The organism is Microvirgula curvata, assembly GCF_054781615.1.
Map to the genome: position 1 here is coordinate 1 of NZ_BAAGUB010000034.1, position 16344 is coordinate 16344.

A 16344-nucleotide genomic window follows, 5' to 3' on the forward strand; every position below is an offset into this window, starting at 1 on the left:
CCGTTCTTCCAGGGCTACCGTCCGCAGTTCTACTTCCGTACCACGGACGTGACCGGTGCGGTGACGCTGCCGGAAGGCGTGGAAATGGTGATGCCGGGTGACAACGTGGCGATTACCGTCGCGCTGATCGCACCGATCGCCATGGAAGAAGGTCTGCGTTTCGCCATCCGTGAAGGCGGTCGTACCGTCGGCGCCGGCGTCGTTGCCAAGGTTATCAAGTAAGTAGTCATTGAGTCCCTACCGGTTTTCCGGTAGACTCAGTGCCCTCTTCAGGCCAGTAGCTCAATTGGTAGAGTATCGGTCTCCAAAACCGAGGGTTGGGGGTTCGAGACCCTCCTGGCCTGCCAAATAAGACTGACCGGCGCCCGGCGCCGGTTGGTCTTTTGCTGTATCAGCAAGCGAAAAGTATCTGCATGGAATTGCAAGACAAACTTAAGCTGGTGTTGGCGATGGCCCTTGTGGTCGCCGGCATTGCCGCTTACTACCTGATCCCCGAAGCGCAAGGCATTGCGCGGGTGGCCTCCGTGATTGCCGGCATCCTGCTGGCTGTCGGCGTTATCTGGCTGTCTCAGCCGGGCAAGGATTTCGTGGGCTATGCCCAGGATTCCGTCGCCGAAGCCAAGAAGGTGGTCTGGCCGACCCGCAAGGAAGTCACCCAGATGACCTTGCTGGTGTTCGTATTCGTACTGGTGTTGTCACTGTTCATGTGGCTGGTTGACTCCGGTTTGTCCTGGCTGTTCTACGACGTAATTCTCCACCGGGGTTGATGCGATGAAATGGTATGTGGTTCACGCCTACTCGGGCTTTGAGAAGAGTGTGCAAAAGGCGCTGAAAGAGCGCATCGAACGTGCTGCAATGCAGCATCTTTTCGGTCAGATCCTCGTTCCCGTGGAAGAGGTGATGGACGTGAAGAACGGCAAGCGCTCGCTGACCGAACGCAAGTTCTTCCCGGGCTACGTGCTGGTCGAGATGGAAATGAACGACGAGACGTGGCACCTGGTCAAGAGCACGCCGAAGGTGTCCGGCTTTATCGGCGGGACGGCCAATCGTCCGGCGCCGATCAAGCCGTCGGAAGTCGAAGCCATCATGCAGCAGATGCAGGAAGGCGTCGAAAAGCCGAAGCCGAAGGTGCTGTTCGAAGTCGGCCAGAAGGTGCGCGTCACCGAAGGCCCGTTCAACGACTTCACCGGTTTCGTCGACGAAGTGAACTACGAGCGCAACAAGCTGCGCGTGTCGGTTCAGATCTTCGGTCGCGATACGCCGGTCGAGCTCGAATTCAGTCAGGTCGAAAAGCAGTAATTCGGCCTGTGTGTGTCCGGACATCGTGTCGATGTCCGCAAACCGGGCAGCGGACCGAGCGGTCCGCGTTACGACCCATCAGGAGTTAAATCGTGGCAAAGAAGATTGTCGGCTATATCAAGCTGCAAGTGCCCGCTGGCAAAGCCAACCCGTCGCCCCCGATCGGTCCGGCTCTGGGTCAGCGTGGCCTGAACATCATGGAATTCTGCAAGGCGTTCAACGCCCAGACCCAGGGCGTCGAGCCGGGCCTGCCGATTCCGGTTGTGATCACCGCCTACGCGGACAAGTCCTTCACCTTCATCATGAAGACGCCGCCGGCGACCATTCTGATCAAGAAGGCCGCAGGGATTCAGAAGGGCAGCCCGAAGCCGCATACCGACAAGGTCGGCAAGCTGACGCGCGCCCAACTGGAAGAAATCGCCAAGACCAAGCAGCCTGACCTGACCGCCGCCAATATGGACGCCGCCGTCCGTATCATCGCCGGTTCGGCTCGCAGCATGGGTATCGACGTGGAGGGCGTGTAATGGCCAAGGTTTCCAAACGTCTGGCCGCGCTGAAGGCGACGGTAGACCGCAACAAGCTGTACACCGTTGACGAAGCCATCGCGCTGGTCAAGGGTGCCGCCACCGCCAAGTTCGACGAATCCGTCGACGTGGCCGTGAACCTCGGCGTCGATCCGCGCAAGTCCGACCAGGTCGTTCGCGGCTCGGTCGTGCTGCCGCGTGGTACCGGCAAGTCGGTTCGCGTTGCCGTGTTCACCCAGGGCGCGAATGCCGAGGCCGCCAAGGCCGCCGGCGCCGACATCGTCGGTTTCGAAGACCTGGCCGAACAGGTCAAGGCCGGCAATCTCGACTTTGACGTCGTGATCGCCTCGCCGGACGCGATGCGTATCGTCGGTCAACTGGGCCAGATCCTCGGCCCGCGTGGCCTGATGCCGAACCCGAAGGTCGGTACCGTGACCCCGAACGTTGCCGAAGCGGTCAAGAACGCCAAGGCCGGTCAGGTTCAGTACCGTACCGACAAGGCCGGTATCATCCACTCGACCATCGGCCGTGCGTCGTTCGACGCCGAAGCGCTGCGTGAAAACCTGAGCGCGCTGATCGAAGCGCTGCAAAAGGCCAAGCCGGCTGCCGCGAAGGGCGTGTACCTGAAGAAGGTTGCCGTCTCGAGCACGATGGGCGTTGGCGTTCGCGTTGACCAGACCACTCTGGTCGCGCAAGCGTAAAGAACACGGCGGGAGCAATCCCGCCATTTCGCGGCCAGCCGGTTTTCCGGCTGGTCACGAAGCTGGGCTTTGGGCCGGCACTTGTGCCGGATTGTCAAAGACCGTAGGAACCTTCGGGTTTAATCCTTGCCAAAAGCGGGGTCCTACGCAGATGGTGTACCCGAACACAGGTTTTACTCCTCCCCCCGTTCGCGGAGGGAACGAAATGTCTCCTGAATGAAGGTCGCCGTTGAAACGTGGAATGTCTGGCTTGCCGGATGTTCCGTTGTCCTCAATGCTAGGAGAGCAGACCTTGAGTCTCAATCTTGACGACAAAAAGGCGGTAGTGGCCGAGATCGCAGCGGAAGTTGCGAAAGCTCAGACCATTGTCATCGCCGAATACCGTGGCATCGAGGTTAGCAGCATGACCAAGCTCCGTGCGCAAGCACGCGAGAAGGGCGTGTTCCTGCGTGTTCTGAAGAACACGCTGGCACGTCGCGCCGTTGCCGGCACCCCGTTCGAGGGTCTTGCCGAGCAAATGGTCGGTCCGCTGGTCTACAGCATCTCTGAAGATGCCGTTGCTGCTGCCAAGGTGCTGAACGACTTCGCAAAGGTCGATCAGAAAATCTCGATCAAGGCTGGTGCGTACGATGGCAAGGTGCTTGACGCCGCCGCCGTGCAACAACTCGCTTCGATCCCGAGCCGCGAAGAACTTCTTGCAATGCTGCTGGGCGTCATGCAGGCACCGGTCTCGGGCATGGCCCGCGTCCTGGCCGCCGTCGCTGCACAGAAGCAGGGCGAAGAAGCCGCAGCCTGATTTTCCGCACTCAAAAAATCTACCCCATTTCAGGAGCTATTTGACATGGCTATCACCCAAGAAAACATCCTCGAAGCCGTTGGCGGCATGACCGTCATGGAACTGAACGACCTGGTCAAGGCGTTCGAAGAAAAGTTCGGCGTGTCCGCCGCTGCCATGGCCGTTGCCGCTCCGGCCGGCGCTGGCGCTGCTGCCGCTGAAGAAAAGACCGAGTTCGACGTCGTGCTGAACGCAGCCGGCGACAACAAGGTTGGCGTGATCAAGGTTGTCCGCGCCATCACCGGCCTGGGCCTGAAGGAAGCCAAGGACATGGTCGACGGCGCGCCGAAGACCGTGAAGGAAGCCGTTTCGAAGGCCGACGCCGAAGCACTGGTGAAGCAGCTGATCGAAGCCGGCGCGAAGGCCGAAATGAAGTAATCGTCGAATAATCGACGATTGGGAGGCTGGCGGAGAAATCCGCCGGCCTCATTGCGCTTGTGACCGGCGCGTGATCTTTGACAGGACCGGGCATCACGCTTGCCTCCAGCAAGCCGTCAAACGTCAGCATTCAAATGTGGCCGCTTGGCTGTTGACCTTTGACTTGATTCCTTGCGCCACCTACCTCGATGGAGACTCTATGAGTTATTCGTTTACTGAGAAAAAGCGGATTCGCAAGAGCTTTGCGAAGCGCGAAACCGTTCTCGACGTCCCCTTCCTGCTGGCGACGCAAATCGATTCGTACTCCGAGTTCCTGCAGCTCGGCGTGCAGTACGACAAGCGTGAAAACGGGGGCCTTGAAGCGGCATTCCGCTCGATCTTCCCGATCGTCAGTAACAACGGCTATGCACGGCTCGACTTCGCCCACTATGTGCTGGGCGATCCGCCGTTCGACGTGCCGGAATGCCAGCTGCGCGGCATTACCTACGCCGCACCGCTGCGTGCGCGCATCCGCCTGACCATTCTCGACAAAGAGTCCTCCAAGCCGGTGGTGAAGGAAGTCCGCGAGAATGACGTCTACATGGGCGAAATCCCGCTGATGACGCAGAACGGCTCGTTCATCATCAACGGTACCGAACGTGTCATCGTCTCCCAGCTGCACCGCAGCCCGGGCGTGTTCTTCGAGCACGACAAGGGCAAGACCCACAGCTCGGGCAAGCTGCTGTTCTCGGCCCGGATCATTCCGTACCGCGGCTCGTGGCTCGACTTTGAATTCGACCCGAAGGACCAGCTGTTCTTCCGTATCGACCGTCGTCGCAAGATGCCGGTGTCGACGCTGCTGAAGGCGCTCGGCTACAGCGAAGAACGGATCCTGAACGAATTCTACGATACCGACATCTTCTACCTGACCAAGAATGGCGTGTTCATCGAAGTGGTGCCGGAACGCCTGAAGGGCGAAGTGGCGAAGCTGGACATCGTCGGTCCGGACGGCAAGGTGCTGGCGCAAAAAGACAAGCGCATTACCGCCAAGACCATTCGCGACATCGCGCAGGCGGGCATCACCCGGCTGGAAATGCCGGCCGACGTGCTGCTGGGCAAGTTCCTGGCCAAGAACGTGGTCAACACCGATACCGGTGAAGTGATCGCGCGCGCCAACGAGGAAATCACCGAAGAAATCCTCGCCAAGCTGGCCATGGCCGAAATCGAGCGGGTCGAAGTGCTGTTCGTCAACGAGCTGGATCATGGCGGCTACATCGCCCAGACCATGCGCACCGACGACATCCAGGACCAGCTGTCGGCTCGCGTCGCCATCTACCGCATGATGCGCCCGGGCGAACCGCCGACGGAAGAAGCCGTCGAAGCCCTGTTCCAGCGCCTGTTCTTCAACGAAGACAGCTATGACCTGTCGCGCGTCGGCCGGATGAAGTTCAACCGCCGCGCCTACAGCGACAAGCTGGACGAGAAGTCGCCGGGCTGGATCCGCAAGTTCTATGAACGCGTCGGCCCGCATGACGACACCGGCCCGGGCACGCTGGTCACCGACGACATCGTCGCCGTGATCATGCTGCTGACCGAGCTGCGCAACGGTCGTGGCGAAGTGGACGATATCGATCACCTCGGCAACCGTCGTGTGCGTTCGGTTGGCGAACTGGCGGAAAACCAGTTCCGTGCCGGTCTGGTGCGCGTCGAACGCGCGGTCAAGGAACGTCTGAATCAGGCCGAGAGCGACAACCTGATGCCGCACGACCTGATCAACGCCAAGCCGGTGTCGGCCGCGATCAAGGAATTCTTCGGTTCCTCGCAGCTGTCCCAGTTCATGGACCAGACCAACCCGCTGTCGGAAATCACCCACAAGCGGCGCGTGTCGGCCCTTGGCCCGGGCGGTCTGACCCGCGAACGCGCCGGCTTTGAAGTCCGCGACGTGCACCCGACCCACTACGGCCGCGTGTGCCCGATCGAAACGCCGGAAGGCCCGAACATCGGCCTGATCAACTCGCTGTCGATCTATGCCCGCACCAATGCGTACGGCTTCCTGGAAACCCCGTACCGCAAGGTCGTGGACGGCAAGGTTACCGACCAGATCGATTACCTGTCGGCCATCGAGGAAGGCCGCTACGTCATCGCCCAGGCCAACGCCACGCTGGACAGCGAAGGCAAGCTGATCGATGAACTGGTGACCAGCCGCGAAAAGGGTGAAACCATCCTGTCGACGCCGGACCGCGTCCAGTACATGGACGTGGCGACCAGCCAGGTCGTGTCCGTCGCCGCCTCGCTGATCCCGTTCCTCGAGCATGACGATGCGAACCGCGCATTGATGGGTGCCAACATGCAGCGGCAGGCCGTGCCTTGCCTGCGTGCCGAGAAGCCGTTCGTCGGCACCGGTATCGAACGCGCCGTGGCCGTCGACTCGGGCACCGCCATTGCTGCTGACCGCGGCGGTATCGTCGACTATGTCGATGCGACCCGCGTCGTGATCCGCGTGAATGACGAAGAAGCCGTCGCCGGTGAAGTCGGCGTCGACATCTACAACCTGGTCAAGTACACCCGTTCCAACCAGAACACCAACATCAACCAGCGTCCGCTGGTGAATGTGGGCGACATCGTGGCCCGTGGCGACGTGATCGCCGACGGTGCCTCGACCGACCTCGGCGAGCTGGCGCTCGGTCAGAACATGACCATCGCCTTCATGCCGTGGAACGGCTACAACTATGAAGACTCGGTGCTGATCAGCGAGCGCGTCGTGTCCGACGACCGCTACACGTCGATCCACATCGAAGAACTGTCGGTTGTCGCCCGCGACACCAAGCTCGGGCCGGAAGAAATCACCCGCGACATCCCGAACCTGAGCGAACGCATGCAGGGCCGTCTCGACGAAGCCGGCATCGTGTACATCGGTGCGGAAGTCGAAGCCGGCGACGTGCTGGTGGGCAAGGTCACGCCGAAGGGCGAAACCCAGCTGACGCCGGAAGAAAAGCTGCTGCGCGCGATCTTCGGCGAGAAGGCCAGCGACGTGAAGGACACCTCGCTGCGCGTGCCGACCGGCATGAGCGGTACCGTCATCGACGTGCAGGTGTTCACCCGCGAAGGCATCGAGCGTGACAAGCGCGCGCAGTCGATCATCGACGCCGAGCTGAAGCGCTATCGCCAGGACCTGAACGACCAGCTGCGCATTTTCGAGAACGACGCCTTCGATCGTATCGAACGCCTGATCATCGGCAAGGCTGCCAACGGCGGTCCGAAGCGTCTGGCCAAGGGCACCGTGATCGACCTCGAGTACCTGACCGGCCTGCTGAGCAAGCATGACTGGTTCGACATCCGCATGACGGACGAGGACGTGGCCAAGCAGCTCGAGCTGATGAAGGAATCGCTGTCGCAGAAGCGCGAAGAATTCGACCTCAAGTTCGAAGACAAGAAGCGCAAGCTGACCCAGGGTGACGAACTGCCGCCGGGCGTGCAGAAGATGGTCAAGGTGTACATCGCCGTCAAGCGCCGCCTGCAGCCGGGCGACAAGATGGCCGGCCGTCACGGTAACAAGGGTGTGGTGTCGAAGATCCTGCCGGTCGAAGACATGCCGTACATGGCGGATGGTACGCCGGTCGACATCGTGCTGAACCCGCTGGGCGTGCCGTCGCGCATGAACATCGGTCAGATTCTCGAAGTCCACCTCGGCTGGGCGGGCAAGGGTATCGGCCAGCAGTTCGACAAGATGCTGAAGGAAGAGCGCGCGGTGGCGGACATCCGTTCGTACATCGACAAGATCTACAACTCCAGCGGCAAGCCGGAAGACATCGCCAGCCTGACCGACAAGGAAATCCTGCATCTGGCGCACAACCTGCGTCGCGGCATGCCGTTCTCGACGCCGGTGTTTGACGGTGCCAAGGAAGCGGAAATCCGCGCGATGCTGGAACTGGCCTACCCGAACGACGATCCGCGTACCCAGCTGCTGGACTTCAACGGCTCGAAGACGCAGATGACGCTGTTCGACGGCCGCTCGGGCGAAGCCTTCGACCGCAAGGTCACCGTCGGCGTGATGCACTTCCTGAAGCTGCATCACCTGGTCGATGACAAGATGCACGCGCGTTCGACCGGTCCGTACAGCCTGGTGACCCAGCAGCCGCTGGGTGGTAAAGCCCAGTTCGGTGGCCAGCGCTTCGGTGAAATGGAAGTGTGGGCACTGGAAGCTTACGGCGCCGCCTACACGCTGCAGGAAATGCTGACCGTGAAGTCGGATGACGTGAACGGCCGTACCAAGGTTTACGAGAACATCGTCAAGGGCGAGCACAAGATCGATGCCGGCATGCCGGAATCCTTCAACGTGCTGGTGAAGGAAATTCGCTCGCTCGGTCTCGATATCGACCTCGAACGTTACTGACCCGTGAGTAGTGAGGGCGGGTGCGCTTCGCACCCCCGCCTCACGCCTCACTTCTCACCGGAGAAGACATGAAAGCTCTGCTCGACCTCTTCAAGCAAGTTACGCAGGAAGAAGAATTCGACGCGATCAAGATCGGCATCGCGTCGCCGGACAAAATCCGTTCCTGGTCGTTCGGCGAAGTTAAAAAGCCGGAAACGATCAACTACCGTACCTTCAAGCCGGAGCGCGATGGCCTGTTCTGCGCCCGCATCTTCGGCCCGATCAAGGACTACGAGTGCCTGTGCGGCAAGTACAAGCGCCTCAAGCATCGCGGCGTGATCTGCGAAAAATGCGGCGTTGAAGTCACGCTGAGCAAGGTGCGTCGCGAACGCATGGGCCACATCGAGCTGGCCAGCCCGGTCGCGCACATCTGGTTCCTGAAGTCGCTGCCGTCGCGTCTGGGCATGGTCCTCGACATGACGCTGCGCGACATCGAACGCGTGCTGTACTTCGAAGGCTTCGTCGTGACCGAACCGGGCATGACGCCGCTGCAGAAGAAGCAGCTGCTGACCGAAGAAGACTACCTCGACAAGGTCGAGGAGTACGGTGACGAGTTCGAAGCCCTGATGGGCGCCGAAGGTATCCGCTCGCTGCTGAAGAGCCTCGACATCAATGCCGAGATCGAAACGCTGCGCGCCGACCTGGAAGCCACCGGCTCGGAAACCAAGATCAAGAAGATCGCCAAGCGCCTGAAAGTGCTTGAGGCGTTCCAGCGTACCGGCATCAAGCCGGAATGGATGATCCTGGAAGTGCTGCCGGTGCTGCCGCCGGAACTGCGTCCGCTGGTGCCGCTGGACGGCGGTCGTTTCGCGACCTCCGACCTGAACGACCTGTACCGCCGCGTGATCAACCGCAACAACCGCCTCAAGCGGCTGCTGGAGCTGCGCGCGCCGGAAATCATCGTGCGCAACGAAAAGCGCATGCTGCAGGAATCGGTCGACTCGCTGCTGGACAACGGTCGTCGCGGCAAGGCCATGACCGGCGCCAACAAGCGCCCGCTGAAGTCGCTGGCCGACATGATCAAGGGCAAGGGCGGTCGCTTCCGTCAGAACCTGCTGGGCAAGCGCGTCGACTACTCGGGTCGTTCGGTGATTACCGTGGGCCCGACCCTGCGTCTGCATCAGTGCGGTCTGCCGAAGAAAATGGCGCTGGAACTGTTCAAGCCGTTCATCTTCCACAAGCTGGAAGTCCTCGGCCTGGCCAGCACCATCAAGGCAGCCAAGAAGCTGGTCGAACAGGAAGTGCCGGAAGTCTGGGACATCCTCGAAGACGTGATCCGCGAGCATCCGGTCCTGCTGAACCGTGCGCCGACGCTGCACCGCCTGGGCATCCAGGCATTCGAGCCGGTGCTGATCGAAGGCAAGGCCATCCAGCTGCATCCGCTGGTATGTACTGCGTTCAACGCCGACTTCGACGGTGACCAGATGGCCGTTCACGTGCCGCTGTCGCTGGAAGCGCAGATGGAAGCCCGCACGCTGATGCTGGCTTCGAACAACGTGCTGTCGCCGGCCAACGGCGAGCCGATCATCGTGCCGTCGCAGGATATCGTGCTGGGTCTGTACTACCTGACCCGCGACAAGATCAACGGCCGTGGCGAAGGCATGTCGTTCTCCGGCATCAGCGAGCTGAGCCGCGCCTACGAAACCCGTCAGGTCGAACTCGGGACGCGCATTGCCGTGCGTCTGCGCGAGTGGGAAAAGGACGAACAGGGCGAATTCCAGCCGGTCATCCGTCGGGTGAACACCACCGTCGGTCGCGCGCTGCTGTCCGAAATCCTGCCGAAGGGCCTGCCGTTCGAGCATATCAACAAGGCGCTGAAGAAGAAGGAAATCTCCAAGCTCATCAACGTCTCGTTCCGTCGTTGCGGCATCAAGGACACGGTCGTGTTTGCCGACCAGCTGATGTACACCGGTTTCAGCTATTCGACCCGCGGCGGCATCTCGATCTGCGTGGACGACATGCTGGTGCCGACGGCGAAGGAACGCCTGCTCGCCGGCGCGCAGCAGGAAGTCAAGGAAATCGAAGAACAGTACCGTCAGGGTCTGGTGACCCAGGGCGAGCGCTACAACAAGGTCGTGGACATCTGGGGCCGCTGCGGCGACCAGGTCGCCAAGGCCATGATGGACGAGCTCAAGACCCAGCGCGTGCTGGACCGCGAGGGCAAGGAAGTCGATCAGGAATCGTTCAACTCGATTTACATGATGGCCGACTCGGGCGCCCGGGGTTCCGCCGCGCAGATCCGCCAGCTGGCCGGTATGCGGGGCCTGATGGCCAAGCCTGACGGCTCGATCATCGAGACGCCGATTACGGCGAACTTCCGCGAAGGTCTGACCGTTCTGCAGTACTTCATCTCGACTCACGGTGCCCGCAAGGGTCTCGCGGATACGGCGCTGAAGACGGCAAACTCCGGTTACCTGACCCGTCGTCTGGTTGACGTGACCCAGGATCTGGTCGTGGTGCACGACGATTGCGGCACCACCAACGGTGCGGTGATGAAGGCCGTGGTGCAGGGTGGTGACGTGATCGAAGCGCTGCGTGACCGCATTCTCGGTCGCGTGGCAGCCATCGACGTGGTCAACCCGGCAACCGGCGAAACCGTCATCGAAGCCGGCACGCTGTTCGACGAATACACCGTGGATCTGGTCGACAGCCTCGGCATCGACGAAATCAAGGTGCGTACGCCGCTGACCTGCGAAACCCGCTATGGCCTGTGCGCCAAGTGCTACGGTCGCGACCTTGGCCGCGGCAAGCTGGTCAACACCGGTGAAGCTGTCGGCGTGATCGCCGCGCAGTCGATCGGTGAACCGGGCACGCAGCTGACGATGCGTACCTTCCACATCGGTGGTGCCGCGTCGCGAGCCGCAGCCGCCAGCCAGGTGGAAGCCAAGTCGAACGGTCTGGTCAGCTTCTCGAGCCAGATGCGCTACGTGAAGAACGACAAGGGCGAACTGGTGGTCATCGCGCGCTCCGGCGAAGTGGTGATTCACGAGGAACTGCCGGACGGCCGTCAGGGCCGCGAGCGCGAGCGCCACAACATTCCGTACGGCGCCACGCTGCTGGTCACCGACAGCCAGTCGATCAAGGCCGGCACGGTACTGGCTACCTGGGACCCGCACACCCGCCCGATCATTACCGAATACGCCGGTCACGTGCGGTTCGAGAACGTCGAGGAAGGCACCACCGTCGCCAAGCAGGTCGACGATGTGACCGGTCTGTCCACGCTGGTGGTCATTGACCCGAAGCGTCGCGCCAGCGCATCGAAGGTGCTGCGTCCGCAGGTGAAGCTGCTCGACGAAAGCGGCAACGAAGTGAAACTGGCCGGCTCGGATACGCCGGTGAACATCACCTTCCAGGTCGGCGCCATCATTACCGTGCGTGACGGCCAGGACGTGGGTGTCGGTGAAGTGCTGGCCCGCATCCCGCAGGAATCGTCGAAGACCCGCGACATTACCGGTGGTCTGCCGCGTGTGGCCGAGCTGTTCGAAGCGCGTTCGCCGAAGGACGCCGGCATGCTGGCCGACGTGACCGGCACCGTGTCGTTCGGCAAGGACACCAAGGGCAAGCAGCGCCTGGTGATCACCGATCTGGAAGGCGTGGCGCACGAAACCCTGATTCCGAAGGACAAGCATGTGCTGGTCCACGACGGTCAGGTGGTGAACCGCGGCGAACTGATCGTCGACGGTCCGGTCGATCCGCACGACATCCTGCGTCTGCAGGGTATCGAAGCGCTGGCCCGCTACATCGTCCAGGAAGTGCAGGAGGTGTATCGTCTGCAGGGCGTGAAGATCAACGACAAGCACATCGAGGTGATCATTCGCCAGATGCTGCGTCGCGTGGTCATCAGCGACTCGGGCAACACCGACTTCATCCAGGGTGAACAGGTCGAACGTTCCGAAGTGCTGGACGTCAACGACAAGATGGCGTCCGAGGACAAGGAACCGGCCCGCTACGACAACGTGCTGCTCGGTATCACCAAGGCGTCGCTGTCGACCGACTCGTTCATCTCGGCGGCATCGTTCCAGGAAACCACTCGCGTGCTGACCGAAGCCGCGATCATGGGCAAGAAGGACGATCTGCGCGGTTTGAAGGAAAACGTGATCGTTGGTCGCCTGATCCCGGCAGGTACGGGTCTGGCTTACCACAGCAATCGCCGTCGTCAGCCGTTTGGCAACGCCGAGCTGACTGGCGAAACCCTGGCCGAAAGCCCGGACGGTCAGGAACACTCCGCACTGTGATGAAGAAAAGTGCCGCCGATTCAACGCAGTACTGCGTTGGGTCGGCGGCATGTTTCATTGACGGTGCCCGGGGGGTTCTCTATAATCCGGCGCGTCTTCGTGGGCGGCATGTTGCCGCCTTTGACAATTTAGGAACCTGAGTAATGCCAACCATCAACCAACTCGTCCGTAAAGGACGTGCGGTCGCCAAAGTGGCGAGCAAGGTGCCGGCACTTGAAGCCTGCCCGCAAAAGCGCGGTGTCTGCACCCGTGTGTACACCACGACCCCGAAGAAGCCGAACTCGGCTCTGCGCAAGGTCTGCAAGGTGCGTCTGACCAACGGTTTCGAAGTGATTTCGTACATCGGCGGTGAAGGCCACAACCTGCAGGAACACTCGGTCGTGCTGATTCGCGGCGGTCGCGTAAAAGACTTGCCGGGTGTGCGCTACCACACCGTGCGCGGCTCGCTTGACACCGCTGGCGTCAAGGATCGCAGGCAGTCCCGCTCCAAGTACGGTGCCAAGCGTCCGAAGTAATCCGGCGTTCGCACTGAGAGAGACGGCGGCACACGCTGCCGGAGTAAGTGGTCATCTTTCTGGATGGCCGAGGGTGGGTCGAACCCGCTCAACTGAACACAGCAATAGAGGTTGTTATGCCTAGACGTAGAGAAGTCCCCAAGCGCGACGTACTGCCGGACCCGAAGTTCGGTAACGTCGAGCTGTCCAAATTCATGAACGTCGTGATGATCGACGGCAAGAAGGCTGTTGCCGAACGCATCGTGTACGGCGCTCTGTCCCAGATCGAAAAGAAGAGCGGCAAGAACGCGGTTGAAGTGTTCGCGTCCGCTATCGCCAATGTGAAGCCGGTGGTGGAAGTCAAATCCCGCCGCGTGGGCGGTGCCAACTACCAGGTTCCGGTTGAAGTCCGTCCCGCCCGCCGTCTGGCACTGGCAATGCGCTGGCTGCGCGAAGCTGCGCGCAAGCGTGGTGAAAAGTCGATGGATCTGCGTCTCGCCGGCGAACTGCTGGATGCGGCCGAAGGTCGTGGCGGCGCGATGAAAAAGCGCGACGAAGTCCACCGCATGGCCGAAGCGAACAAGGCGTTCTCGCACTTCCGCTTCTAACGTTCTTTATTTGCTGAAAAGGTTTTGGCTGTGGCTAGAAAAACCCCCATCGAGCGGTACCGCAATATCGGTATTTCCGCTCACATCGACGCCGGCAAGACGACGACGACCGAACGCATCCTGTTCTACACCGGTGTGAACCACAAAATCGGTGAAGTGCATGATGGCGCAGCCACCATGGACTGGATGGAACAGGAGCAGGAGCGTGGCATCACCATCACCTCCGCTGCGACCACCACGTTCTGGAAGGGCATGGGTCTGCAGTTCCCGGAACACCGCTTCAACATCATCGACACCCCAGGACACGTCGACTTCACCGTCGAGGTGGAGCGTTCCATGCGCGTTCTGGACGGCGCCGTGATGGTGTACTGCGCGGTGGGTGGCGTTCAGCCGCAGTCCGAAACCGTGTGGCGTCAGGCGACCAAGTACAAGGTGCCGCGTCTGGCCTTCGTCAACAAGATGGACCGCCAGGGCGCGAACTTCTTCCGCGTTGTCGAACAGATGCAAACGCGTCTGCGCGCCAACCCGGTGCCGATCGTTGTGCCTATCGGTGCTGAAGAGCACTTCGAAGGCGTGGTCGATCTGCTGAAGATGAAAGCGATCATCTGGGACACCGCCAGCCAGGGCATGAAGTTCGAATACGGTGAAATCCCGGCCGAACTGGTGGCGGAAGCCGAAGAATGGCGCGAGAAGATGGTCGAGGCAGCCGCCGAAGCCAGCGAAGAGCTGATGAACAAGTACCTGGAAGAGGGCGCGCTCTCTGAAGAGGAAATTGTTTCCGGCCTGCGTACCCGTACCCTGAACTGCGAAATCCAGCCGATGCTGTGCGGTACCGCGTTCAAGAACAAGGGCGTGCAGCGCATGCTCGACGCCGTGATCGAACTGCTGCCGAGCCCGCTCGACGTGCCGCCGGTCTCCGGCGAACTGCCGAACGGCGAACCGGCTGTCCGTCACGCGTCGGACGACGAGAAGTTCTCGTCGCTGGCGTTCAAGCTGATGAACGACCCGTTCGTCGGTCAGCTGACGTTCTTCCGCGTGTACTCGGGTGTGGTCCAGTCGGGCGACACCGTGCTGAACTCGGTCAAGGACAAGAAGGAACGTATCGGCCGCATCGTGCAGATGATGGCGAACGACCGTATCGAACTGGAAGAAGTCCGCGCCGGCGACATCGCTGCGGCCATCGGCCTGAAGGACGTGACCACCGGGGAAACCCTGTGCGCGGTCGACTCGCCGATCATTCTGGAACGCATGGAATTCCCGGAGCCGGTGATTCACGTTGCCGTCGAACCGAAGACCAAGGTCGACCAGGAAAAAATGGGCGTGGCGCTGAACCGCCTGGCCAAGGAAGACCCGTCGTTCCGCGTGCGTACCGACGAAGAATCCGGCCAGACCATCATTTCGGGCATGGGCGAACTCCACCTGGAAATCATCGTCGACCGCATGAAGCGCGAATTCGGCGTGGAAGCCAACGTGGGTGCCCCGCAGGTTGCGTACCGCGAGACCATCACCAAGACGGTGACCGACGTTGACGGCAAGCACGTCAAGCAGTCCGGCGGCAAGGGCCAGTACGGCCACGCCGTGATCACGCTGGAACCGTCCGGCGAAGGCAAGGGCTACCAGTTCTTCGACGAAATCAAGGGTGGCGTGATTCCGCGCGAATTCATCCCGTCGGTGGACAAGGGTATCCGCAACACGCTGAACAACGGCGTGCTGGCCGGCTTCCCGGTGGTTGACGTGACCGTGCGCCTGACCTTCGGTTCGTACCACGATGTCGACTCGTCGCAGATCGCGTTCGAACTCGCCGGCTCGATGGCTTTCAAGGAAGCCATGCGCCGTGCCAGCCCGGTCATCCTCGAACCGATGATGGCTGTGGAAGTGGAAACGCCGGAAGAGTACATGGGCGACGTGATGGGCGACCTGAGTCGTCGTCGCGGTATCGTCCAGGGCATGGACGACGACGGCCTGGGCGGCAAGATTGTCCGCGCAGAAGTGCCGCTGTCGGAAATGTTCGGCTACTCGACCGACCTGCGTTCCGCTACCCAGGGTCGTGCCACGTACTCCATGGAGTTCAAGCACTACTCGGAAGCCCCGCGCAACGTCGCCGACGCCATCATGGCTGCGAAGAAATAAGTCTCTTGTGTGCCGGCGGGCTATCCGCCGGCCCTTTTAGCCTCGCTCTTTAATTAAGGATTTTTGCATCATGGCAAAAGAAAAGTTTGAACGTAACAAGCCGCACGTGAACGTCGGCACGATTGGCCACGTTGACCATGGCAAGACCACGCTGACTGCAGCAATCACCACCATCCTGTCGAAGAAGTTCGGCGGTGAGGCCAAGGATTACGCAGCCATCGACAGCGCACCGGAAGAACGCGCACGCGGCATCACCATCAACACCGCTCACGTCGAGTACGAAACGGAAGCACGTCACTACGCGCACGTTGACTGCCCGGGACACGCCGACTACGTGAAGAACATGATCACGGGTGCAGCGCAGATGGACGGCGCGATCCTGGTGTGCTCGGCCGCTGACGGCCCGATGCCGCAGACCCGCGAACACATCCTGCTGGCCCGTCAGGTTGGCGTGCCGTACATCATCGTGTTCCTGAACAAGGCCGACATGGTTGATGACGCCGAGCTGCTGGAACTGGTGGAAATGGAAGTCCGCGAACTGCTGAGCAGCTACGACTTCCCGGGCGACGATCTGCCGATCATCACCGGTTCGGCGCTGAAGGCGCTGGAAGGTGACCAGTCGGAAATCGGCGAACCGGCAATCTTCCGCCTGGCTGATGCACTGGACAGCTACATCCCGACGCCGGAACGCGCCGTTGACAAGCCGTTCCTGCTGCCGATCGAAGACGT

The 16344-nt window shown here is 61.2% G+C and carries 13 protein-coding genes and 1 tRNA gene; all 14 read left to right on the forward strand.

The genetic code is table 11. The features are described 5' to 3' along the window. Positions 1–222: EF-Tu C-terminal domain-related protein (locus ACYVG8_RS14825; RefSeq protein ID WP_460746178.1), on the forward strand; the 222-nt coding region annotated here is incomplete at its 5' end. Between the two features lie 49 nt (positions 223–271). Continuing rightward, a tRNA-Trp gene (locus ACYVG8_RS14830) sits at positions 272–347 on the forward strand. Positions 348–413: 66 nt separating this feature from the next. After that, on the forward strand, positions 414–767 hold the full coding sequence (secE, locus tag ACYVG8_RS14835) for a preprotein translocase subunit SecE (protein ID WP_028500397.1): 354 nt from the start codon (positions 414–416) through the stop codon (positions 765–767). A gap of 4 nt (positions 768–771) precedes the next feature. Beyond that, positions 772–1299, forward strand: coding sequence for a transcription termination/antitermination protein NusG (nusG, locus tag ACYVG8_RS14840; RefSeq protein WP_028500396.1), 528 nt, complete (start codon positions 772–774; stop codon positions 1297–1299). Positions 1300–1391: 92 nt separating this feature from the next. Continuing rightward, positions 1392–1823: a 50S ribosomal protein L11 gene (gene rplK / locus ACYVG8_RS14845; RefSeq protein ID WP_028500395.1), complete on the forward strand. Its 432-nt coding sequence runs from the start codon at positions 1392–1394 to the stop codon at positions 1821–1823. Next, complete coding sequence (gene rplA / locus ACYVG8_RS14850; RefSeq protein ID WP_028500394.1) at positions 1823–2524, forward strand: 50S ribosomal protein L1; 702 nt, start codon at positions 1823–1825, stop codon at positions 2522–2524. Before rplK ends, rplA begins: the two co-directional genes overlap by 1 nt. Before the next feature lie 292 nt (positions 2525–2816). Continuing rightward, positions 2817–3320, forward strand: coding sequence for a 50S ribosomal protein L10 (rplJ, locus tag ACYVG8_RS14855; RefSeq protein ID WP_028500393.1), 504 nt, complete (start codon positions 2817–2819; stop codon positions 3318–3320). A 45-nt stretch (positions 3321–3365) separates the two neighbouring features. Then, positions 3366–3737, forward strand: coding sequence for a 50S ribosomal protein L7/L12 (rplL, locus tag ACYVG8_RS14860; RefSeq protein WP_028500392.1), 372 nt, complete (start codon positions 3366–3368; stop codon positions 3735–3737). 199 nt (positions 3738–3936) lie between these two features. Then, entirely contained in the window at positions 3937–8109 is a 4173-nt protein-coding gene (gene rpoB / locus ACYVG8_RS14865) for a DNA-directed RNA polymerase subunit beta (RefSeq protein WP_028500391.1), read from the forward strand. Between the two features lie 68 nt (positions 8110–8177). Beyond that, entirely contained in the window at positions 8178–12383 is a 4206-nt protein-coding gene (gene rpoC / locus ACYVG8_RS14870; protein WP_028500390.1) for a DNA-directed RNA polymerase subunit beta', read from the forward strand. Positions 12384–12526: 143 nt separating this feature from the next. Continuing rightward, a complete protein-coding gene (rpsL, locus tag ACYVG8_RS14875; RefSeq protein ID WP_028500389.1) occupies positions 12527–12898 on the forward strand; it encodes a 30S ribosomal protein S12 in 372 nt (123 codons plus the stop codon). Between the two features lie 116 nt (positions 12899–13014). After that, positions 13015–13485 (forward strand): 30S ribosomal protein S7, encoded by a 471-nt coding sequence (gene rpsG / locus ACYVG8_RS14880; RefSeq protein WP_028500388.1) that lies wholly within the window; start codon positions 13015–13017, stop codon positions 13483–13485. A gap of 30 nt (positions 13486–13515) precedes the next feature. After that, on the forward strand, positions 13516–15615 hold the full coding sequence (fusA, locus tag ACYVG8_RS14885) for an elongation factor G (RefSeq protein WP_028500387.1): 2100 nt from the start codon (positions 13516–13518) through the stop codon (positions 15613–15615). Between the two features lie 70 nt (positions 15616–15685). Continuing rightward, a partial coding sequence (locus tag ACYVG8_RS14890; protein WP_460746181.1) for a GTP-binding protein occupies positions 15686–16344 on the forward strand: 659 nt, incomplete at its 3' end.

Bases quoted from the DNA above. Each gene is read 5' to 3' on its own strand.
- secE (WP_028500397.1), top strand. From the start codon at position 414: ATGGAATTGCAAGACAAACTTAAGCTGGTGTTGGCGATGGCCCTTGTG.
- nusG (WP_028500396.1), top strand. From the start codon at position 772: ATGAAATGGTATGTGGTTCACGCCTACTCGGGCTTTGAGAAGAGTGTG.
- rplA (WP_028500394.1), top strand. From the start codon at position 1,823: ATGGCCAAGGTTTCCAAACGTCTGGCCGCGCTGAAGGCGACGGTAGAC.
- rplL (WP_028500392.1), top strand. From the start codon at position 3,366: ATGGCTATCACCCAAGAAAACATCCTCGAAGCCGTTGGCGGCATGACC.
- rpoB (WP_028500391.1), top strand. From the start codon at position 3,937: ATGAGTTATTCGTTTACTGAGAAAAAGCGGATTCGCAAGAGCTTTGCG.
- rpoC (WP_028500390.1), top strand. From the start codon at position 8,178: ATGAAAGCTCTGCTCGACCTCTTCAAGCAAGTTACGCAGGAAGAAGAA.
- rpsL (WP_028500389.1), top strand. From the start codon at position 12,527: ATGCCAACCATCAACCAACTCGTCCGTAAAGGACGTGCGGTCGCCAAA.
- rpsG (WP_028500388.1), top strand. From the start codon at position 13,015: ATGCCTAGACGTAGAGAAGTCCCCAAGCGCGACGTACTGCCGGACCCG.